This is a genomic window from Pseudomonas laurentiana, from assembly GCF_014648275.1.
Taxonomy (GTDB): Bacteria; Pseudomonadota; Gammaproteobacteria; order Pseudomonadales; family Pseudomonadaceae; genus Aquipseudomonas; species Aquipseudomonas laurentiana.
On sequence record NZ_BMQU01000020.1, the window covers coordinates 60735 to 81152 of the forward strand.

The window sequence follows — 20418 nt, forward strand, 5'->3', positions numbered from 1 at the left end:
GGATGAACAGCATCACTCTCTGAAAATGAACCGCAGCCCTGTGGGGGCAGGCTTGCCTGCGATCGTTTCAGTTCGCGCCGTGGCTTGCACATTGGTACGAGCCAAGAAGCGGTTAGTATGGTGGGCAGTTGGCCAGCGATGGCCGGTCCACGACCTTGCCAAGGAACTGATACGTGCTGGCGACGACTCTGGTACTGCTTGCCGCGGTGCTCCATGCAACCTGGAATACCCTGATCAAGTTCAGCGGCGAACGCCTGTTGGTGATCGCCAGTATGGATGCTGTGGCATTGTTGTTTGCGCTGGTCATGGTGGCCTTCGTGCAGGTTCCGCCGGCTGAGGTCTGGCCATGGATGTTGGCCTCGGCTCTGTTCGAGTTGCTTTACCGTTTTCTGTTGATTCAGGCCTACCGGGTGGGCGACCTTGGCCTGGTCTATCCGTTGATGCGTGGTTTGTCGCCATTGGTGGTACTGGCGCTGACCCTGACATTTGCTGGCGAATCGCTGAGCACTCAGCAGATCATCGGCATCCTGCTGATCCCGTGTGGCATGGCGTGCCTGCTATGGCAGGGCGGTGGTGGTGATCGTCTGCCGTGGTCGATGCTGCCAGTGGTTGCCTTGATCGGCGTGTGCATTGGTTGCTACACCTGGCTGGACGGTACGGCGATCAAGTTGTGGTCGCAGCCGTTGGACTACCTGGTCTGGTTGACCCTGATCAGCGCCTGGCCATTTCCAGTGTTGGCCGCAGTAGCGCGACGCGCGCCCTATGCCTTGTTCTGGCGGGAGCAATGGCGGCTTGGCCTGGCGGTAGGGTTCTGTGTGCTGTTCAGCTATGCCTTGGTGCTTTGGGCGATGCAGTTGGGTTCGGTGGCGGAAGCGGCGGCCTTGCGCGAGGTCAGTGTGATTCTGGTGGTGCTGTTTGGCATGCGCTACCTGAAAGAACCTTTTGGCGGGCCTAGGCTCTTAGCCTGTGCGCTGGTGTTGATCGGCATGCTGATCATGAAACTCTGACCCGAGAAACCAATAAAAGGATCCTGCCATGACCGTAGCTTTCTGGTGTGTACTGTTCGCGCTATTCCTGCCTTATTTGTGTACCAGTGTGGCGAAGTTCGGCAGTGGTCGTTTCGGCTTGCGCGAGAATCACGACCCGCGCGCGTTTCTCGATAGCCTCGAAGGGTTCGCCCGGCGTGCCCATGCCGCGCAGTTGAACAGCTTTGAAGTGACACCGGCTTTCGCCGCGGCAGTGATCATTGCCGATGTCGTCGGCAACGCAGAGCAGGTAACGCAGGACGTGCTGGCGGTGTTGTTCATCACCAGCCGTCTGCTCTACATCATCTGCTACCTGGCGGACTGGGCACTGTTGCGCTCGTTGGTCTGGGCGCTTGGCATGGGTGTGATTGCCGCATTTTTCGTCGTGTCAGCCTGAACGACAATCAGGCTTGGGGCACGGTTGGCAATGCGGCACCCTTGGGCCAGAGCAGCCAGATTTGGCCTTGCTGCTTCATGTCGCCCGCCAGCTTGCCGGCTTCGCTGCCGGTACCCCAGAACAGGTCTGCACGTACCTCGCCGGTGATCGCGCCGCCGGTATCTTGCGCAGCAACCGGGCGCACGACGGGTGCTCCGTCCGGCCGCGTAGTTGACAGCCACAGCAGGCTGCCCAGTGGGATCACCTTGCGGTCAATGGCCACGCTGTAGCCAGCAGTCAACGGCACGTTTAGCGAGCCGCGCGGGCCTTCATTGCTGTCCGGGCGGGCACTGAAGAACACATAGCTTGGGTTGCTCGCGAGCAGTTCCGGTACCCGTGCCGGGTTCGCCACTGCCCAGGTGTGAATGCTGCCCATGGTCACGTCTTCTTTCTTCAATTGTCCCTGTTCTACCAGCCAGCGGCCCACTGGGCGATAGGGGTGGCCGTTCTGGTCGGCGTAGCCAATGCGCAACTGGCGCCCATCGTCCAACTGAATGCGGCCTGAGCCTTGAATTTGCAGGAATTGAAGATCCATCGGATCGGTCAGCCATGCCAGCACGGGGGCGTTCACGCCCTGACGGCGGATGGTGTCAGCGGTGTCATAGGGTTTGAGGGTGCGGCCTTCCAGGCGTCCGCGCAGGCGTTTGCCCTTGAGTTCCGGGTAGACGCTGTCGAGGGCGACCACCACCAGATCATCGGGTACGCCGTAGACTGGCACACCGGCCTGGTCGGTACGCGTCAGGCTGCCGGGGTAGACCGGTTCGTAGTAACCGGTGATCAGGCCGTTGGCGCTGTTTTCGGCTGAGCGCAGGCTGAATACGTCCAGGCGGGTCTGGAGAAAGGTACGAACCGCGCCGGGTTCTGCCGCGATGTTTGCGGCAGCGTCGCAGGTGCCGGCCCAGGTTGCATCGCTCTTGAGTCGTTCGCAGGCGCTACGCCAGGCGTTGAAGCCGGCCAGCAGGTCGTTGTCGCTGACTTGGGGAAGGTCTTTCCAGGTGGCGCTGGTGTAGGTGGCGATGGCATGTGGCTTTTCCGGGGTGCCGCCATTGCAGCCGGCCAGCAGGGCCAGAGCGGGTAGCAGCCAGTTCAGTCGGCTGAATGTAATTTTCATGAGTCTCGATTTCCTGAGGTTGCCGCGTGCTGGGTGGCGCGTGCAGCCCCTAGTGTTGATAAGGGTATTGGTCTTTGGCGGCCGGGCGAGGATACTGGCAGCCTTTTTTGTGAGCCGAAGCGATCATGATGTTCAAACGTCTCTGCGTTGTACTGCTGGCCAGCCTGACCCTGACTGCTTGTGGTGGTGTCGATCCGAATTCGCCGCTGGGTCAGCGCAAGGCGATCTTCAAACAGATGCTCAAGACCAGTGAAGATCTGGGCGGCATGTTGCGTGGGCGACTGGCGTTCGACAGCCAGAAATTTGCAGATGGCGCGCTGAAGCTTGATGGCTTGACGCATGAGCCGTGGAAGCACTTTCCTCAGGTGCGCGAGGAGCAGAATTCCAGCGCGCGTGAAGACGTTTGGCAAAAGCAGGCGCGTTTCCAGGACCTTGCCCGGCAGATGGAGGCAGCCACCGGCGAACTGGTTGCGGTTACTCGTCATCAGCCACTGACAGCTGCGGAGCTGGCAGCGCCGATGCAGAAGGTTGAACAGGCTTGCAAGGCTTGCCATACCGAGTTTCGCAATCACTGATCAGTTGAACGCAAGCACTGCATCGCTGACCTGTCAGCGATGCAGGTGACATCCGCCAGCAGGGCGGTCACTTTTCCAGTTCATCCAGCGCTCGCTGCAACTCCTTGCGCGATTCTGCCAGTTTGTCCTTGCGCTTGTTGATGCGCTCCGCGTCGCCTTTTTTCATGGCCTTTTCAAGGTCGTTCTGACGCTGGGCAACTTCGTGTCGCGCGTCCAGGACCTTTTTCTCCCGTTCCTTGCGCAGGCTGGTGTCGGTGCAGTTGGCCGTCACTTCACTCAGGGCCTTTTCCAGGCCGGCCTGTTGTTCGCTGTTGCCGTGGGCGCGAGCCTGCTCGATCTGTTCGCTGATCGCCTGGCGTTTGGCTGCGCAACCTGTCAGACCGGGTTGCTCTTCAGCGGCCAGCAGCGGTGCGGCCAAGAGGCTGCAGGCCGCGAACAGGGCAAGAGGTGAAAGCAGTTTCATAGGGGCTCCATAGGGGGCGGGACAGCAGAAGCGTTGATGCTGCCCTGAACCGAGAAATTTAGAAACCCTCGATTGCATGCTGGCGCAGTTGATCGGCCAGCATTTGCACGTGAGGTGCCTGGAAAAATGCACTCAATTGGGCTGCCCGTCTCGGGCCGACACCGGCTTCTTGCTGCCAGCGCAGGGCATCACGTTGGGCTAGCTCCAGCCAGTTATCACCCAGGTCGAGCTGGCTAGGTGCAGGTATGCCCAGGGCCCGGATCCAGCTGGAAAACGGCTGTTGGCGAGCGTGCGTGAAGTTATGTTGCAAGTGTTTGCTGCTGCGCTCACCGAGCCCTGCGATGTGCTGCAGTTGACTGTCCTGCAGGGCCAGCCAGCTAACCAGATGGTTAACATGGCCGCTGTCGATCAACCTTTCCCAGGTACCTTGACCAACGCCGGTCAGGTTCAGCCCCTGTTTGCCGCTTAGCCAGTTCAACCTGGCCAGGAACTGTGCCCGGCAGCCTGGCGTCGGTTGCCAGCAACTGAGCGGGTGGTAGGCCGCAGGCTCGGGTACCTCAAGCGGGGCGCGTCGGGGGCTGCGATACATCACCGCATCGAGCTTCGGTATGGTCAGGCCAGCCAGGCTGATGGCCACCTGATCGCCCGGGCGAATGTCCAATTGCTGCCAGCGTTGCAGTGAGCCGACACTGACCTGACGTACCGTTCGGTCGTCCAGCTTTACCGGGGCGACATGGATGATCGGGTTGATGCGTCCGGTCCGGCCGATACCGAATTGCACGTCGCGCACCTCGGCCAGTGCATGCGCAAGTGGGTACTTCCATGCGGCGGACCAGTAGGGTGGGTGAGCCTGCCAGCGTTCGGGCGACGGGCGGCTGCCTTGGCGCAGCACCACGCCATCGCTGGCGAAAGGCAGCGGGGTGCGGTACCAGTGCTCACGCCAGTGTGCGGCTTGAGTGAAGGAGGCGATTGGCTGGCTGTACTGGCTGATGAGTGGAAAGCCCAGTTCGGTCAGGCGCGCCAAACGTGAAGCCTGATCTTGCGGGCCCTCTGGCCAGGCCCAGACGAACAGCCCGATATGCGCGCCATCCGCGTCGTTGAGGTGCTTGCGGCCCATGCGTCCGGCGACATTGGCTCGCGCGTTCAGGCTGCCGGCGCGGGCTTGTACATGATCATCCAGTCGCCAGAAAAGCTCGCCTTGCACTAGTAGGTCGATGGGCTCCGGCAGTGTTCGATTGAGGTTTGGCAGTGCTGGAATGTGCCGGCTCCAGTCGTGCCCATGGGTGCCATCGCCACGACTGATGATGTGTACCAGTTGGCCTTTGCGGTAGATGAGTGTGGCGGCGACGCCATCGACTTTGGGTTGCACCCATAGATCGTCCTTTGCGTTTAGCCAGGTGCGCACGGCGGACTCGTCACGCAGTTTGTTCAGGCCCGTGTGAGGGACGGGGTGTGCGACGGGACCGGTTGCGCTGCTCAAGGGGTTGGCGGCGGGTGTGCCACTGTCGAAACAGCGTTGCCATTGCTGTAGTTGTGCGCGGCTCTGGTCATAGAGTTCGTCCGCGACCTCAGACTGGCCCTGGCGATGGTATTGCTCATCCCAGGTGGTGATACGGCGTTGCAGTTGCTCCATGGCTTGGCGAGCATCGGGTTGCGACCATTCGGGGCAGGTGCTGGCCTCGAGGCTGCGGGTACTGAGCAGCATCAACAGCAGGGAAAACAGTCGTGCGGGCATGGCGAGCATCCTTGCTCGGCGGTAGGAACACACAGCCTAGAAAAGTTGCAGCGGCTGATGCCGTTTAAGTTGTCAGTACATGTGTATCTGGGGCGCACAAAAAAGCCCCTGCCGGTTACCCGGCAGGGGCTTTGGGGTGACGCAGGGGTCTTACAGACCTGCAGCGGCGCGCAGGGCGTCGGCGCGGTCGGTGCGTTCCCAGGTGAAGGTGGTGAAGGTGTCGTCGCCGACAGTCTTCAACTGCGGCGTGCGACCGAAGTGGCCGTAGGCTGCGGTTTCCTGGTACATCGGGTGCAGCAGGTCGAGCATGGTGGTGATTGCGTAAGGACGCAGGTCGAAATGCTCGCGAACCAGCTGGATGATCTTGTCATCGCTGATTTTGCCGGTGCCGAAGGTATTCAGCGAGATCGAAGTCGGCTGGGCGACACCGATCGCGTAGGACACCTGGATCTCGCAGCGGTCAGCCAGACCGGCGGCGACGATGTTCTTGGCCACGTAGCGGCCGGCGTAGGCGGCGGAACGGTCAACCTTGGATGGGTCTTTACCGGAGAATGCGCCACCACCGTGACGGGCCATGCCGCCGTAGGTGTCGACGATGATCTTGCGACCGGTCAGGCCGCAGTCACCCACCGGGCCACCGATGATGAAGCTACCGGTCGGGTTGATGTGGTACTGGGTGCCTTTGTGCAGCAGTTCGGCAGGCAGGGAGTGCTTGACGATCAGCTCCATCACAGCTTCCTGCAGGTCCTTGTGGGAGACTTCAGGGTTGTGCTGGGTGGACAGGACGACAGCGTCGATACCGACGACCTTGCCGTCTTCGTAACGGCAGGTGACCTGGGACTTGGCGTCTGGACGCAGCCATGGCAGCAGGCCGGATTTACGGGCTTCGGCCTGGCGCTGGACCAGACGGTGAGAGAAGCAGATCGGTGCTGGCATCAGCACGTCGGTTTCGTTGCTGGCATAGCCGAACATCAGGCCCTGGTCGCCTGCGCCCTGGTCTTCCGGCTTGCTGCGGTCAACGCCTTGGGCGATGTCCACGGACTGTTTGCCGATGATGTTCATCACGGCGCAGGTGGCACCGTCGAAGCCGACGTCGGAGCTGTTGTAGCCGATGTCGATGATGACTTTACGAACGATTTCTTCGAGGTCGACCCAGGCCGATGTGGTGACTTCGCCAGCAATGATCGCTACGCCGGTTTTCACCATGGTTTCACAAGCGACACGGGCGTATTTGTCCTGGGCGATGATTGCGTCCAGTACGGCGTCCGAAATCTGGTCGGCGATTTTGTCCGGATGCCCTTCAGACACAGACTCGGACGTGAAAAGGGAGTATTCGCTCATCTCGACGGGTTCCTAAATATTTACCGATGGTGAGTGTTGCCAGTCGGTCGCTGAAAATGGCGGACCTGAATCTGGAAACCATTACGTAAGCCCACATAGAGGCTGTCCCCGGGAGCCAGTCCCGCAGCATTGGCCCAGCGGGCCAGGTCGTCCTGCTCAAAGCCCAGCCAGAGATCGCCGCAGGCCTCTCTGGCCCAACTCTGGTCGTGGCTGCACAACTCTGTAACCAACAGGCTGCCGCCTGGTTTGACACGGGTGGCCAGTTGCCGCAGGGCATCGGCCGGGGCACTGAAGTGGTGCAAGACCATATTCAGTACCACGCAGTCGGCGTCGACATCCGTTGCACTGAGTGCATCGGCCAACTGCAGGTTTACGTTAGCCAGACGTTCACGCTGGCAAACCTGGCGCGCCAGTTCAAGCATGGTCGGGCTGTTGTCCAAGGCGGTTACCCGCTCGAAACGCTTGGCCAGTTCGGGTAGGAACTCGCCGTCGCCCGGGCCGACTTCCAGCGCGCTGGCGCCGGGTTCGAAGCTTAGCTTGTCGAGCAGGGTCAGCAGGCTTTCGCGGTACTGTGCGAGGCCGGCAATAAGGTCCTGCTGGGCACGAAACTTTTCTTCTACGCGCTGGAAAAAATCCTGGCTGGTGGCGGCGCGGCGTTGCTGCACTTGCGCCATCCGTGCCTGCACCTCGGCCGGCAAGGACAGGCTGTCCACTTCCTCCAGCAACGCAACATGCAGTTTGCCCCCCAAGTGAAGGCTGTCGGGCAGGGCTCGGCGGTAGAAAATGGCGTTGCCTTCACGGCGCGTGGCGACCAGAGCAGCTTGGGCCAATACCTTCAAGTGATGGCTCATGCCGGACTGACCGATCGCGAAGATCTGTGCCAGTTCCAGTACGCCAAATGAATCGTTGGCCAGCGCACGCAACACATTCAGTCGCAGCGGGTCGCCGCCGGCCTTGCACAGGGCCGCCAGTTCGTCGCTTTGCTCATGGCGGATTGACGGCACGCGTAGGTTCATGGGGCGGCAGTCTAGTCAGCGACCTCACTCGTCGCAAGTGCAATATCAAAAAGTTTTGATATTGCACGATGAGTGGGCTGTGCAAAGGCGTGTCTCGCGACAAATCCGGCTGTTTTGTCGGGCGATTCGCCAAAACCTGCCCCAATCACAGGAAAATCACCCGACAGCGACCATCCGTCATTGCCCCCGAGCCTGTGACTGGGCGAAAATGGCCGCCTTTTTCTGTCCCGTTACTTATTCAAGCCCCAGGAGATAAGCGATGCCCAGCCGTCGTGAGCGTGCCAACGCCATTCGTGCCCTCAGCATGGATGCCGTGCAAAAGGCCAACAGCGGCCACCCAGGTGCCCCTATGGGCATGGCGGATATCGCCGAAGTTCTTTGGCGTGACTACCTGAAGCACAACCCGAGCAACCCTGCGTTTGCCGACCGTGACCGCTTCGTGCTGTCCAACGGCCACGGTTCGATGCTGATTTACTCGCTGCTGCACCTGACCGGCTACGACCTGTCGATCGACGACCTGAAGAACTTCCGTCAGCTGCACAGCCGTACCCCGGGCCACCCGGAGTATGGGTATACCCCAGGTGTCGAGACCACCACTGGCCCGCTCGGTCAGGGCCTGGCCAACGCCGTGGGCTTTGCCATCGCCGAGAAGGTGCTGGGCGCCCAGTTCAACCGTGAAGGCCATAACGTCGTTGACCACCACACCTATGTGTTCCTGGGTGATGGCTGCATGATGGAAGGCATTTCCCATGAAGTCGCCTCCCTGGCCGGCACTCTGGGCTTGGGTAAGCTGATTGCCTTCTACGATGACAACGGTATCTCCATCGACGGTGAAGTCGAGGGCTGGTTCACCGACGACACGCCAAAGCGTTTCGAAGCCTACAACTGGCAGGTGATCCGCAACGTCAACGGTCACGATGCCGACGAGATTAAGACCGCCATCGAGACCGCTCGCAAGAGCGAGCAGCCAACCCTGATCTGCTGCAAGACCATCATTGGTTTCGGTTCGCCGAACAAGCAGGGCAAGGAAGACTGCCATGGTGCTCCACTGGGTAACGACGAAATCGCCCTGGCGCGCAAAGCGCTGAACTGGAACCACGGTCCGTTCGAGATCCCGGCCGACATCTATGCCGAGTGGGACGCCAAGGAAGCTGGCAAGGCCGTTGAGGCACAGTGGAACGCACGCTTTGACGCCTACGCCGCAGCCTTCCCTGAGCTGGCCAGCGAACTGAAGCGTCGCCTGAGCGGTGAGCTGCCTGCCGATTTCTCGGAAAAGGCCGCTGCCTACATCGCCGACGTTGCGGCAAAGGGCGAAACCATCGCCAGCCGCAAGGCCAGCCAGAACGCACTGAATGCCTTCGGCCCGTTGCTGCCTGAGTTCCTTGGCGGTTCGGCTGACCTGGCCGGCTCCAACCTGACCCTGTGGAAAGGCTGCAAGGGTGTCAGCGCTGAAGACGCCAGTGGCAACTACATGTTCTACGGCGTACGTGAGTTCGGCATGAGCGCCATCATGAACGGCGTGGCCCTGCACGGTGGTTTCGTACCGTACGGCGCAACCTTCCTGATCTTCATGGAATACGCCCGCAATGCCGTTCGCATGTCGGCGTTGATGAAGAAGCGTGTGCTGTATGTGTTCACCCACGACTCCATCGGTCTGGGCGAAGACGGCCCGACTCACCAGCCGATCGAGCAACTGGCCAGCCTGCGCTGCACACCGAACCTGGACACCTGGCGTCCGGCCGATGCGGTCGAGTCGGCGGTGGCCTGGAAGTTCGCCATTGAGCGTAATGACGGCCCGTCGGCACTGATCTTCTCGCGTCAGAACCTGCCGCACCAGGCTCGTGATACGGCTCAAGTGGCTGACATCGCGCGTGGTGGTTATGTCCTCAAGGACAGCGTTGGCGAGCCAGAGCTGATCCTGATCGCCACCGGTTCGGAAGTGGGTCTGGCTGTTCAGGCCTATGACAAACTGACTGAGCAGGGCCGCAAGGTCCGTGTGGTATCGATGCCTTGCACCACCGTGTTCGATGCCCAGGACGCTGGCTACAAGCAAGCCGTACTGCCGGTCGAAGTCGGTGCACGTATCGCCATCGAAGCTGCTCACGCGGACTTCTGGTACAAGTACGTGGGTCTGGAAGGTCGCATCATCGGCATGACCACCTTCGGCGAGTCGGCGCCTGCGCCAGCCCTGTTCGAAGAGTTCGGTTTCACCCTGGAGAACATCCTGGGCACCGCCGAAGAGCTGCTGGAAGACTGATCTCGCTGAGCAGTGGGGGCTGGTGTTGGCGTCATTGCTGGCAACCAGCACCCACAGGCTACCGCGCAGATTCCTGTGGGCGGTGGCGTGCCAGTGACTGAGCGCGCCTCACTCTCCACAGGCTGCAGAATAACGCTTCTGTTCCGTGAGCATTCTATGTCCCAACCGCGCCCTTATAGAGTTGCACTCAACGGCTATGGCCGTATCGGTCGTTGTGTCTTGCGTGCTTTGTTCGAGCGCGGGTCGAAGGCCGGTTTCGAGATTGTTGCCTTGAACGACCTGGCCGATCAGGCCAGCCTCGAATACCTGACACGCTTTGACTCCACCCACGGGCGTTTCCCCGGTGAGGTGAAGGTCGACGGCGATTGCCTGCATATCAACGGCGACTGCGTGAAAGTGCTACGCAGTGCGACCCCGGAAGGTATCGACTGGGCGGCACTGGATATCGATCTGGTGCTGGAGTGTTCCGGTGCCTATAACACCCGCGCCGATGGCCAACGGTTTCTTGATGCCGGTGCGCCACGTGTGCTGTTTTCCCAGCCGATGGCGAGCGAGTCGGATGTCGACGCCACCATCGTCTATGGCATCAACCAGGACTGCCTGACCGGGCATGAGCGTCTGGTATCGAACGCATCCTGTACCACCAACTGCGGTGTACCGTTGTTGCGGGTACTGGATGAGGCCTTTGGCCTTGAGTATGTGTCGATCACGACCATTCACTCAGCGATGAACGATCAGCCGGTCATTGACGCCTATCACCATGAAGACCTGCGCCGCACGCGTTCGGCGTTCCAGTCCGTGATTCCGGTTTCCACTGGCCTGGCGCGAGGTATCGAGCGCCTGTTGCCGGAACTTGCCGGTAGAATCCAGGCCAAAGCGGTACGGGTACCGACGGTGAACGTTTCGTGCCTGGATATTACCCTGCAGACCTCTCGCGACACTGATGCCGCGCAGGTCAACCAGGTGCTCCGTGAAGCGGCCCTGAGTGGCCCGCTGCACGGTCTGCTGGCCTACACTGAATTGCCGCATGCCAGCTGCGACTTTAACCATGACCCGCATTCGGCCATTGTCGATGCCAGCCAGACCCGCGTTTCCGGCCCCCGGCTGGTGAACCTGCTGGCCTGGTTCGACAACGAATGGGGGTTCGCTAACCGCATGCTCGACGTCGCCGGTCATTACCTGCGTGTCGCCGACCCTACTTGCACCACTCGTAAACAGCCCTGAAGGACTGCATTCATGACCGTTTTGAAGATGACCGACCTCGATCTGCACGGTAAGCGCGTACTGATCCGCGAAGACCTCAACGTTCCTGTCAAGGACGGTGTGGTTGCCAGCGATGCGCGTATCCTTGCTTCGCTGCCGACCATCAAGCTGGCCTTGGAAAAGGGTGCGGCCGTGATGGTTTGCTCTCACCTTGGCCGTCCGAGCGAGGGTGAGTTCTCCGCTGAGAACAGCCTCAAGCCGGTTGCCGACTACTTGAGCAGGGCGCTGGGTCGTGATGTGCCGCTGATTGCCGATTACCTCGACGGCGTTGAGGTCAAGGCCGGTGATGTCGTGCTGTTCGAGAACGTGCGCTTCAACAAAGGCGAGAAAAAGAACGCCGATGAGCTGGCCCAGAAGTACGCCGCCCTGTGCGACGTCTTCGTCATGGATGCCTTCGGTACCGCCCACCGCGCCGAGGGTTCGACCCACGGCGTTGCCAAGTTCGCCAAGGTCGCTGCGGCGGGCCCCTTGCTGGCTGCTGAGCTGGATGCGCTGGGCAAGGCACTGGGTGCCCCGGCCAAGCCAATGGCGGCCATCGTTGCCGGCTCCAAGGTCTCCACCAAGCTGGACGTATTGAACAGCCTGAGCCAGATCTGTGACCAACTGATCGTCGGTGGCGGCATCGCCAATACCTTCCTGGCGGCAGCAGGCTACAACGTCGGCAAGTCGCTGTACGAGCCTGATCTGGTTGAAACCGCCAAAGCCATTGCTGCCAAGGTGAGCGTACCGCTGCCGGTGGATGTGGTGGTGGCCAAGGCGTTCGCGGAAAGTGCCGCTGCAACCGTCAAGGCTGTTGCTGACGTTGCCGATGACGACATGATCCTCGACATCGGGCCGAAGACCGCCGAGCACTTCGCCGAGCTGCTGAAGTCGTCCAAGACCATTCTCTGGAACGGTCCGGTGGGTGTCTTCGAGTTCGACCAGTTCGGTAACGGTACCAAGGTGCTGGCGCACGCCATTGCGCAGAGCGCAGCATTCTCCATCGCCGGTGGTGGCGACACCCTGGCAGCGATCGACAAGTATGGCGTCGGTGCCGATATCTCCTACATTTCTACCGGTGGTGGTGCCTTCCTCGAGTTCGTCGAGGGTAAAGTCCTGCCGGCGGTCGATATGCTGGAACAGCGGGCCAAGGCCTGAATCGCGCAGTGCCTGGCAAAGGGAGCAACCTGATGGTCAAGCTATTGCCTGTGATGACCCTCGCTGCTGTGCTGAGCGGATGCTCCAGTACCGCAGCGCCTGAGGCGGATCAGGCCAGTGCTTTGAAGGGCGGGTGCTACCAGTCTGAATGGCAGGCCGAAACCGCGCCGGTCATCAGCAAGCGGCTTGGCCCGGATGGCCTGGAAAAATATGACGACGAGCATCAGCGTCAGGCGCGCGGTTGCCCTTGAGCGATTCAATGCAACCTGCTGAGCGTATTGTGGTCTTAGAGGACATTTGATGAAAGGCGTTCTGGCCCTGATGGGCCTGGCGACACTGGCAGGCTGCGTGAGTCATCCGCAGCCTGTTGCGGGTAACTGGACGCGCTGGGTGTGCGACAGTCAGGCGGAAGTGTTCTGGCGCTTTGCCGATAGCCACCAGCAGTCCATGGATGTTCGATTGGGCGGCGGTGACCGTGTCTATCGGCTCAAGCCTGAGCCGGGGGCTTCCGGAGCGTTGTACAGCGATGGTGTATTGGCCTTCCACACCCAGGGTAACGAAGGCCTGGTGTACTGGGTTGCAACCAACGATTTGATAGGGCGGGGCTGTAAGGCACCGTGACTGGCCGGGCCAGCTTGCGCTGGTCCACACTACTTGAATAGCGGCCGCCGCTACGGCAGGCTTGCACGATTAACGACCCTCGTCGGGAGAGACACATAACATGGCACTCATTAGCATGCGCCAGATGCTGGACCACGCCGCTGAATTTGGCTACGGCGTTCCAGCTTTCAACGTCAACAACCTTGAGCAAATGCGCGCCATCATGGAAGCGGCCGACAAGACCGACTCCCCGGTGATCGTCCAGGCTTCGGCCGGTGCCCGTAAGTACGCTGGTGCTCCGTTCCTGCGTCACCTGATCCTGGCCGCGATCGAAGAATTCCCGCACATTCCGGTGTGCATGCACCAGGACCACGGCACCAGCCCGGATGTCTGCCAGCGTTCGATTCAGCTGGGTTTCAGTTCGGTCATGATGGACGGCTCGCTGGGTGAAGACGGCAAGACGCCAACCGACTACGAGTACAACGTTCGCGTTACCCAGCAGACCGTGGCCTTGGCTCACGCCTGTGGCGTTTCCGTGGAAGGTGAGTTGGGCTGCCTCGGCTCGCTGGAAACCGGTATGGCCGGTGAAGAAGACGGCGTCGGTGCAGAAGGCGTGCTGGATCACAGCCAGATGCTGACCGATCCGGAAGAAGCGGCCGATTTCGTCAAGAAGACGCAGGTCGATGCACTGGCCATTGCTATTGGCACCAGCCACGGCGCCTACAAGTTCACCAAGCCACCCACCGGTGACATCCTGGCAATCGAGCGCATCAAGGAAATCCACAAGCGTATTCCTAACACTCACCTGGTGATGCACGGTTCCTCTTCGGTTCCGCAAGAGTGGCTGGCGATCATCAACCAGTACGGCGGCGAGATCAAAGAGACCTACGGCGTGCCGGTTGAAGAAATCGTCGAAGGCATCAAGTACGGCGTGCGCAAGGTCAACATCGATACCGACTTGCGTCTGGCTTCCACCGGTGCCATGCGCCGTCACATGGCGATGAACCCAAGCGAGTTCGACCCTCGCAAGTTCTTCGCTGAAACCGTCAAGGCCATGCGTGATGTCTGCATCGCCCGTTACGAAGCCTTCGGTACCGCCGGCAATGCCTCGAAGATCAAGCCGATCTCCCTGGAAGGCATGTACCAGCGTTACGCCAAAGGTGAGCTGGCCGCCAAGGTCAACTAAGCCTGGTAACCCGGAAAACCCGCAGCGATGCGGGTTTTTCGTTTTTGCGAGCCAAGCACAGGAGCGTGTTGGCCCGTTCGGACAGACCGTTAGTCGGTGAGCGCCCGTTTCATTACGTGATAACAAGGTGCCGGCTTCAGATTTGTTGCTGCCACGACTAGAGTTAGGTTCAGATTTCAGCCGAAGTAGAGTTCGGTCTCATAAGAGAAGCAGCATGGATTGCGCGCATACTCAGCATCAGAACGGCAACTCGGTGTTGCTGGTCGTTGATGATTACCCTGAAAACCTGATCAGCATGCGGGCGCTGTTGGCTCGGCAAGACTGGCAGGTACTGACGGCAAGCTCCGGGAGAGAAGCGCTGAGCGCGCTGCTCGAGCATGAAGTGGACCTCGTACTGCTTGATGTGCAAATGCCGGAGATGGATGGATTCGAAGTGGCTCGCCTGATGCGTGGCAGCCAGCGTACACGCATGACCCCGATTATATTCCTGACGGCCAACGAGCAGTCCCAGGCGGCTGTGCTCAAGGGCTATGCCAACGGGGCGGTCGATTACCTGTTCAAGCCTTTTGACCCGCAAATACTCAAGCCCAAGGTGCAGGCCCTGCTTGAGCAGCAGCGCAATCGCCGTGAGCTGCAACGCCTGAGTCGTGATCTGGAAGCGGCACGTGCCTTCAATGCTTCGGTGCTTGAAAATGCCGCTGAAGGCATTTTGGTGGTGGCCGAAAATGGCGTCATCGAGTTTGCCAATCCGGCGATTTCGCGCTTGCTTGAAACACCGGTTGAGCGCTTGCAGGGTGCGGGTTTGCTGACGTTTCTACAGGCACCAGAGGTGCCGGCCTGGCGCGACTCCGCGTTCTATCAGGCTTACCTGAGCCGTGAAATCTACCGACTGCATGATGCCGTGCTACGTACCGAGCGCGGTCAGTTGCTGCCAGCGGCATTGTCCTGTGCCCCACTGCCCGGCGAGCAGCAGGCGATGGTTGTTACGGTGCTGGACATGTCGGTGGTGCGCAGCCTGCACCAGCAGCTTGAGTATCAGGCGATTACTGATCCGCTGACCGGCCTGCTTAACCGCCGCGGGTTCTGTCAGGCAGCAGAAAGCGTGTTGCTGCGCAGTGAGCATTCCCAAAAAGCTCAGGCCTTGATGTACCTGGATCTGGATGGCTTCAAACGTGTCAACGATACGCTAGGGCATGACGCCGGCGACCGAGTGTTGCACTGGGTGGCCGAGCAATTGAAGGATTGCCTGGGGGCGCATGCGATCCTGGGGCGCATGGGGGGCGATGAATTTACAGCCCTGCTGGATGCGTTGGAGTACCCGGAGCAGGCCGCTCGCTTTGCCGAAAAACTGATCGAGCGGATGTCGATCTGCCAGCTGATCGATGGCATGGAAGTCACCTTGGGTGTCAGCATCGGCATTGCAACGTGTCCCGACTGTGATGCCAGCCTTTCCGAGTTGCTGCGTGCTGCTGACGCTGCAATGTACGCTGCCAAGCAGGCAGGTCGTCAGCAGTACCGCTATTACGACCAGGAGCTCAATGGCCGCGCACGTTCACGCCTGATGCTCGAAGACAGCGTGCGTGACGCCATCGAGAACCGAGACTTCACGCTGGTCTATCAACCACAGGTTGCATTTGCCGACGGTCGCCTGCGCGGTTTTGAGGCATTGCTGCGTTGGCAGCATCCAAGTGTGGGTGATGTGCCGCCCGGGTTGTTCATTCCCTTGCTGGAGGAGGCGCGGCTGATTACCCGGCTGGCCAGTTGGATCTATCAGCAGGGTGCTGCGCAACGAAAGGCCTGGGGGGATATTTTTGCGCCTGAGGTCGTGTTGAGTATCAGCCTGAGTCGTGCCCAGTTTTCGATGCCGAACCTGGCCGACGAGCTTGGGCGGGTCATTCAGGGCCATGGGCTGATCCCCGCGCAGTTGGAGGTAGAGGTCGCTGAAACCTCACTGAACTTCAGTAACGATATCGCGCTCAAGCAGTTGCACCGCTTGCGGCATTTAGGTGTGCGGGTAGCGCTGGACGACTTTGGCGCTGGCGACTGTTCGTTGCGCATGCTGCGCGATTTACCGATAGATACCCTTAAACTCGATCGTCATCTGGTCGCCAGGTTGCCTGAGTCGACGATGGATGCAGGACTGGTTCGCACGGTCATCGAGTTGTGTCGGCAGTATGGAATCAGCGTGATTGCCGAGGGTGTCGAGTCCCGCGCTCAGGCTGATTGGCTGCAGGCCAATGGTTGTGAGTACGTGCAGGGTTTCTTGGTGGCGCGACCTCTGATGACCGAAGATGCGGGGGCTTTCCCGGCGTTTTTTGACTGGAAACGCCTGTAGTTGGTTACACTGCGTCTTTATCTATCCAGCTGTTTGCCATGACTGTTCTCAAGTACCTGCAAGCCTACCCAGCCAACCTGCAAGATCAGGTGCGCCAGATGATCGCCAGCAACCGCCTGGGTGATTATCTGGCGCAGCGGTATAGCGAACGGCATCAGGTGCAGAGTGATAAGGCGTTGTATGCCTATACCCAGGCCATCAGGCAGGAGTACCTGCGCAATGCGCCGAACCTGGACAAGGTTCTGTTCGATAACCGGCTGGACCTGACCCACCGGGCGCTGGGTCTGCATACGGCGGTGTCGCGGGTGCAAGGTGGCAAGCTCAAGGCAAAGAAAGAGATACGTATTGCCTCGTTGTTCAAGGAGGCGGCTCCGCAGTTTCTGCGCATGATCGTGGTGCATGAACTGGCGCACTTCAAGGAGGCCGAGCACAACAAGGCCTTCTATCAGCTCTGTGAGTACATGCAGCCGGGCTACCATCAGTTGGAGTTCGACTTGCGTGTTTACCTGACCTGGCGGGAGTTGCCTGCCCAGGACTGATCGACAAGGATTTGCCAATGGATGTGAGCAAGACCAAGACCAGCTTTTACCGCCGCCTTTACGTTGCCTGGCTGATCGACAGCCAGACCGCCAGTAGCGTTCCCGCGCTGATGGAGGCTACCGGCATGCCGCGGCGTACAGCCCAGGACACGATTGCCGCTTTGGCCGACCTGGACATTCTCTGCGAGTTCGAGCAACAAGCCGGAGCACGTAATCACGCAGGGCATTACCGGATTCGCGACTGGGGGGCGATTGACCCACAGTGGGTGCTTCAGCACCTGGGGCACATCCGCGAGGTGTTGGGTTACCCCTGATGCTGTTGCGTGAACGACGGTGTCATAGGCCATTGTGGTCAGTTGCTAACGGCGCATGCCGATATGCGCAATACCGTCTTCCAGATAGGCTTCACCTGCGACCTTGAAGCCATGGCGAGCGTAGTAATCCTGCAGATGCGCTTGCGCTGACAGGTACACCGGGACTTCGGGCCAGAGCTGCTCGGCGTGCTTCAGGCCTTGCTCCATTGTAGGTTCACAAAATAGGTGATAGGCCAGACCCCGTGAAATTGGAATCTTCGCCATTTTTTTTGTGAAATGAAGGGGTGCTTTTCACAGAAAAGCCGAGAAATCCCTACTCACCAATCACAAAAGTTGATTGGCCTGGAAAGGGCCGTTTACGACCGACGCGTGACTTTTCGGTAAGGGATGAGGAGTAGTCGCAGCGATCCTTTAGCTCCTAGTCTGGCGACCTTGGGTTCAGAATCCGACTGGCAATGCCCGCCGTCACTACTTCAGAGGAACCAGCTTCCTCTGCTGCCAAAATTGCGGGGGGCTCATGCTGGTACCCAGGCCCGACAAATGCGCAGTTGCAGCCCTCAATTGCAAGGCTATCCAAAGCGGCACGCGTGTCAATCAAGATCTGATGCATGACGATGGCCGGCCTCACGGAGGTGAAACCGGAGATTCAGATTGACTAAACCGACCCCGTAGACACCAACCTCCACGAAGGCCGCTATCGACCCAAAGCTGTCCTTCAAGAAAGGCAGCTAACGGCGAGAAGCGGTCATTTTGTATCTACAGGTTTCGGGGCGATTCACTCGTCTGATGCTCAGGAGCACCAGGATGGGCGTCAAGGAGGTGGTCATCTTGAGGTGGACTATGCTGACCAGTTGCTCTCAAATCTAATCGTGAGGTCCTCCATGGCAAACCCCAATCTGCTGGCTCTATTCAGAGATGAAGTCCTTCTGACCGGGCCTGAAAGCTCCCTTCCAAGCAACCTATCTCAGTTCTGGCTTGAGGAGCTCCAGAGTCATCTGGAGAGGTATTTCGACGGTTTGAACTCGGATTCAGATGCAGAAGAGAAGGATCTCGACATCTCTCTCCCACTCGCAGCGATCATCCACATCTTGTTCGCGAAGAATGGTGGGGAGGAGATATCCGAGAGCTCTGAAAAGCTGTACGAGTATTTCCAAGACTACCGGCTCGAACTGGCCCTTGAAGAGATCACGCGAAAGACTCATGTGGCTGCCGAGGCTGCAACCATTGAGACCATCTTCACCAACCGAGATGTCCTGGTGGAACAAGGCCCCCTTCTTCAATAGGTACCTCCACCGATGCCATCGCCGGCGGGCACGCTCCGAGGCATTGATGGAATGCATTTTGACGGCTGCCGAGATCAGCGAATGAAAGAAATTGCTGCGCCGATGTTCGATCTAATCGCTTTGTCGCTTCCACGAGGGTTGGGGTTTGGGGACAGCCCGCCAGTAGGGGCATGGCTTAGTGAGGACGGAATTTCTTGTGCCGCTCTAACCCGAAATATCCATTCCGGCAGCTTCGGAATTGTCACCTTGCGGCGTCGTGTCGATAGCGTGTGGGTGCTCCTCAGCCATAGTGAGCGCACCACTGGCGAGTCTGAAGCCCGCGCCTCAATCAGCCATTTTCTCTATACCCAAGCCCATCCGCTTCCACTCCCTTCAGGTGAACGACGACGTGCTCCTCTAAGCAGAATGGGTAAGCGCACACCAAGCGTGGTGTTCAAATCACTATTTGATCCAAGCCGCCGTATTGGGGCGTGGGCGCTGAATCAACTGTATCTCGCACTGCCATCCCCAGACAGAAATTGGGTTCCCGATTGCCAGACTGAGAATTTTCACACTCGCCTCTGGGAAGCCCACCTATTAGCGATTTTTCGTGAACAGGGACTCTTGGTCACCCAGCCTAAAGAATCACCCGATTTTCACATCGAGAATAGGCTGGGAGATGAGGCCTGGGTTGAAGCAGTGACAGCCAACCCGGAAGAGCGGTATGAGCATTTTGGCGCCTCGCCGGTCCCCCCACCCGCTGACCGACATGAGCGTTTCTTAGGAGCGGCTGCAGAAAGGTTTGCGAGGACCATCCAAAACAAATTGGACAAGCGTTACGAATCCCTACCGCACGTGGAGGGTAAGCCGCTCATTCTGGCCTTAGCCGATTTCCATGCGCCCAGTTCAATGCTGTGGAGCAGGGAGTCGCTCATCAGCTATCTCTATGGCTTTGCAGTTCACTCATCTGCGCATCGTGGTACGCACCTGATAACTGTGGAGGAAGAGACATCTCTGCTATCAGGGCGCCCCAACGGCCTATTTACGCTAATGGAAAATGCCCATCTTTCAGCGGTCATTTTCACCAATGCCTGCACAGTGCCAAAGCTCAGCCGAGTGCCGATCTCAGGTGGAGCTCATCTAGACGGGTACCGATACTTGCGGTTTGGTGAGTTTTTCGACCGTTCTCCGGGAGCATCACGAGGTATCCCATTTCTGTTGGATGTAGCGTCCAGCGACTACGGTCAGCTCTGGCCGCAATATGGCTACGAGCCGTGGTCTGCTGAAGTGGAGGTATTCCATAACCCTATGGCACTATACCCGGTGCCTAATGAGTTGATACCAGAAGTCACCCACTGGAGAGAAGTAAACGGAAGAGTCGAGTGCGAATCTTTCTTTGATGTATCCATACTCCGATCCAGAACACTCGTCCTCAGTGCAAACGCTAAGGTTCCGTCACTCGATGAGTTGCTGACAGCAGCCAGTCCTCCAGAGCTCTGACGGCGGCGGGGTGGCCGCATCGTTGCCACGCAGGTAGATGAGAATTTCTCAGCAAGCTACCCAGCCAGGGGAAGGACATGAGATCCCCTGCGCAATTCAGGACCGTTGAAGCGTCACCTCTCTTCGGGTAAAAGCATGACCGTCATACAACGCTACAACAGCGTCATACCCGAGAGCATAGGAAGAAAAATGTCGATCCAAGGACTAAAACGATACTTTGGAAACAAGATTCACGCAGTGATAATGATGGCCCCGCTTAAGGAAACTCTGAAAAAGGCTTCGAGATTTGGTGAAATACCCGCCTCACAGGAATCGAACGGTTG

General features: G+C 59.2%; 19 protein-coding genes and 1 pseudogene. 14 read left to right on the forward strand and 6 right to left on the reverse strand.

Annotation, left to right across the window (positions count from 1 at the left end):
* Nucleotides 1-173: 173 nt before the first annotated feature.
* Complete coding sequence (locus IE038_RS19135) at nt 174-1007, forward strand: EamA family transporter (RefSeq protein WP_189396120.1); 834 nt, start codon at nt 174-176, stop codon at nt 1005-1007.
* Nucleotides 1008-1035: 28 nt separating this feature from the next.
* Nucleotides 1036-1422, forward strand: a complete 387-nt coding sequence (locus IE038_RS19140; protein ID WP_163939494.1) for an MAPEG family protein — start codon at nt 1036-1038, stop codon at nt 1420-1422.
* Between the two features lie 7 nt (nt 1423-1429).
* Here the strand turns inward: IE038_RS19140 and mltA are convergent, their stop codons facing one another.
* On the reverse strand, nt 1430-2572 hold the full coding sequence (mltA, locus tag IE038_RS19145; RefSeq protein ID WP_189396121.1) for a murein transglycosylase A: 1143 nt from the start codon (nt 2570-2572) through the stop codon (nt 1430-1432).
* Between the two features lie 125 nt (nt 2573-2697).
* On the opposite strand from mltA, the gene IE038_RS19150 reads away from it, so the two are divergent.
* Nucleotides 2698-3147: a c-type cytochrome gene (locus tag IE038_RS19150; RefSeq protein ID WP_163939495.1), complete on the forward strand. Its 450-nt coding sequence runs from the start codon at nt 2698-2700 to the stop codon at nt 3145-3147.
* A gap of 67 nt (nt 3148-3214) precedes the next feature.
* Here IE038_RS19150 and IE038_RS19155 read toward each other — a convergent pair whose 3' ends face one another.
* The 4 genes from IE038_RS19155 to IE038_RS19170 form a co-directional block, all read right to left on the reverse strand.
* On the reverse strand, nt 3215-3610 hold the full coding sequence (locus IE038_RS19155; protein ID WP_163939497.1) for a DUF1090 domain-containing protein: 396 nt from the start codon (nt 3608-3610) through the stop codon (nt 3215-3217).
* A 58-nt stretch (nt 3611-3668) separates the two neighbouring features.
* Nucleotides 3669-5345, reverse strand: coding sequence for an NAD-dependent DNA ligase LigB (ligB, locus tag IE038_RS19160; RefSeq protein WP_189396122.1), 1677 nt, complete (start codon nt 5343-5345; stop codon nt 3669-3671).
* 150 nt (nt 5346-5495) lie between these two features.
* On the reverse strand, nt 5496-6686 hold the full coding sequence (gene metK, locus IE038_RS19165) for a methionine adenosyltransferase (RefSeq protein ID WP_065760279.1): 1191 nt from the start codon (nt 6684-6686) through the stop codon (nt 5496-5498).
* Between the two features lie 20 nt (nt 6687-6706).
* Entirely contained in the window at nt 6707-7702 is a 996-nt protein-coding gene (locus IE038_RS19170; RefSeq protein ID WP_163939499.1) for an ArsR/SmtB family transcription factor, read from the reverse strand.
* 259 nt (nt 7703-7961) lie between these two features.
* Here IE038_RS19170 and tkt point away from each other — a divergent pair, with 259 nt between their 5' ends.
* The 9 genes from tkt to IE038_RS19215 all read left to right on the forward strand — a co-directional run bounded on the left by tkt (nt 7962) and on the right by IE038_RS19215 (nt 17333).
* Nucleotides 7962-9959, forward strand: a complete 1998-nt coding sequence (tkt, locus tag IE038_RS19175; protein WP_163939501.1) for a transketolase — start codon at nt 7962-7964, stop codon at nt 9957-9959.
* A gap of 156 nt (nt 9960-10115) precedes the next feature.
* Nucleotides 10116-11183 (forward strand): erythrose-4-phosphate dehydrogenase, encoded by a 1068-nt coding sequence (gene epd, locus IE038_RS19180; RefSeq protein WP_189396123.1) that lies wholly within the window; start codon nt 10116-10118, stop codon nt 11181-11183.
* Nucleotides 11184-11195: 12 nt separating this feature from the next.
* Entirely contained in the window at nt 11196-12359 is a 1164-nt protein-coding gene (locus tag IE038_RS19185; protein WP_189396124.1) for a phosphoglycerate kinase, read from the forward strand.
* 32 nt (nt 12360-12391) lie between these two features.
* Complete coding sequence (locus tag IE038_RS19190; protein WP_163936680.1) at nt 12392-12610, forward strand: hypothetical protein; 219 nt, start codon at nt 12392-12394, stop codon at nt 12608-12610.
* A 49-nt stretch (nt 12611-12659) separates the two neighbouring features.
* Nucleotides 12660-12980, forward strand: coding sequence for an MliC family protein (locus tag IE038_RS19195; protein WP_163936678.1), 321 nt, complete (start codon nt 12660-12662; stop codon nt 12978-12980).
* A 100-nt stretch (nt 12981-13080) separates the two neighbouring features.
* Nucleotides 13081-14145: a class II fructose-bisphosphate aldolase gene (fba, locus tag IE038_RS19200; RefSeq protein ID WP_163936676.1), complete on the forward strand. Its 1065-nt coding sequence runs from the start codon at nt 13081-13083 to the stop codon at nt 14143-14145.
* A 214-nt stretch (nt 14146-14359) separates the two neighbouring features.
* Nucleotides 14360-16480 (forward strand): putative bifunctional diguanylate cyclase/phosphodiesterase, encoded by a 2121-nt coding sequence (locus IE038_RS19205; protein WP_163936674.1) that lies wholly within the window; start codon nt 14360-14362, stop codon nt 16478-16480.
* Nucleotides 16481-16518: 38 nt separating this feature from the next.
* Nucleotides 16519-17019: a YgjP-like metallopeptidase domain-containing protein gene (locus IE038_RS19210; RefSeq protein ID WP_163936672.1), complete on the forward strand. Its 501-nt coding sequence runs from the start codon at nt 16519-16521 to the stop codon at nt 17017-17019.
* Nucleotides 17020-17036: 17 nt separating this feature from the next.
* On the forward strand, nt 17037-17333 hold the full coding sequence (locus IE038_RS19215) for a winged helix-turn-helix domain-containing protein (protein WP_163936670.1): 297 nt from the start codon (nt 17037-17039) through the stop codon (nt 17331-17333).
* Between the two features lie 45 nt (nt 17334-17378).
* Here IE038_RS19215 and IE038_RS19220 read toward each other — a convergent pair.
* Nucleotides 17379-17534, reverse strand: a pseudogene (locus IE038_RS19220) (GNAT family N-acetyltransferase); the annotation flags it as partial.
* A 680-nt stretch (nt 17535-18214) separates the two neighbouring features.
* Between IE038_RS19220 and IE038_RS19225 the strand changes: the two are divergent.
* Entirely contained in the window at nt 18215-18616 is a 402-nt protein-coding gene (locus tag IE038_RS19225; RefSeq protein WP_012269857.1) for a hypothetical protein, read from the forward strand.
* Nucleotides 18617-18697: 81 nt separating this feature from the next.
* Nucleotides 18698-20095, forward strand: a complete 1398-nt coding sequence (locus IE038_RS19230; protein ID WP_224765890.1) for a hypothetical protein — start codon at nt 18698-18700, stop codon at nt 20093-20095.
* Nucleotides 20096-20418: the final 323 nt, after the last annotated feature.

Bases quoted from the DNA above. Each gene is read 5' to 3' on its own strand.
- IE038_RS19225 (WP_012269857.1), top strand. From the start codon at position 18,215: ATGGCAAACCCCAATCTGCTGGCTCTATTCAGAGATGAAGTCCTTCTG.
- IE038_RS19215 (WP_163936670.1), top strand. From the start codon at position 17,037: ATGGATGTGAGCAAGACCAAGACCAGCTTTTACCGCCGCCTTTACGTT.
- fba (WP_163936676.1), top strand. From the start codon at position 13,081: ATGGCACTCATTAGCATGCGCCAGATGCTGGACCACGCCGCTGAATTT.
- mltA (WP_189396121.1), bottom strand. From the start codon at position 2,572: ATGAAAATTACATTCAGCCGACTGAACTGGCTGCTACCCGCTCTGGCC.
- metK (WP_065760279.1), bottom strand. From the start codon at position 6,686: ATGAGCGAATACTCCCTTTTCACGTCCGAGTCTGTGTCTGAAGGGCAT.
- IE038_RS19150 (WP_163939495.1), top strand. From the start codon at position 2,698: ATGATGTTCAAACGTCTCTGCGTTGTACTGCTGGCCAGCCTGACCCTG.
- IE038_RS19195 (WP_163936678.1), top strand. From the start codon at position 12,660: ATGAAAGGCGTTCTGGCCCTGATGGGCCTGGCGACACTGGCAGGCTGC.
- IE038_RS19185 (WP_189396124.1), top strand. From the start codon at position 11,196: ATGACCGTTTTGAAGATGACCGACCTCGATCTGCACGGTAAGCGCGTA.
- IE038_RS19205 (WP_163936674.1), top strand. From the start codon at position 14,360: ATGGATTGCGCGCATACTCAGCATCAGAACGGCAACTCGGTGTTGCTG.
- IE038_RS19230 (WP_224765890.1), top strand. From the start codon at position 18,698: ATGAAAGAAATTGCTGCGCCGATGTTCGATCTAATCGCTTTGTCGCTT.
- IE038_RS19155 (WP_163939497.1), bottom strand. From the start codon at position 3,610: ATGAAACTGCTTTCACCTCTTGCCCTGTTCGCGGCCTGCAGCCTCTTG.
- tkt (WP_163939501.1), top strand. From the start codon at position 7,962: ATGCCCAGCCGTCGTGAGCGTGCCAACGCCATTCGTGCCCTCAGCATG.
- IE038_RS19210 (WP_163936672.1), top strand. From the start codon at position 16,519: ATGACTGTTCTCAAGTACCTGCAAGCCTACCCAGCCAACCTGCAAGAT.
- IE038_RS19170 (WP_163939499.1), bottom strand. From the start codon at position 7,702: ATGAACCTACGCGTGCCGTCAATCCGCCATGAGCAAAGCGACGAACTG.
- IE038_RS19190 (WP_163936680.1), top strand. From the start codon at position 12,392: ATGGTCAAGCTATTGCCTGTGATGACCCTCGCTGCTGTGCTGAGCGGA.
- IE038_RS19140 (WP_163939494.1), top strand. From the start codon at position 1,036: ATGACCGTAGCTTTCTGGTGTGTACTGTTCGCGCTATTCCTGCCTTAT.
- ligB (WP_189396122.1), bottom strand. From the start codon at position 5,345: ATGCCCGCACGACTGTTTTCCCTGCTGTTGATGCTGCTCAGTACCCGC.
- epd (WP_189396123.1), top strand. From the start codon at position 10,116: ATGTCCCAACCGCGCCCTTATAGAGTTGCACTCAACGGCTATGGCCGT.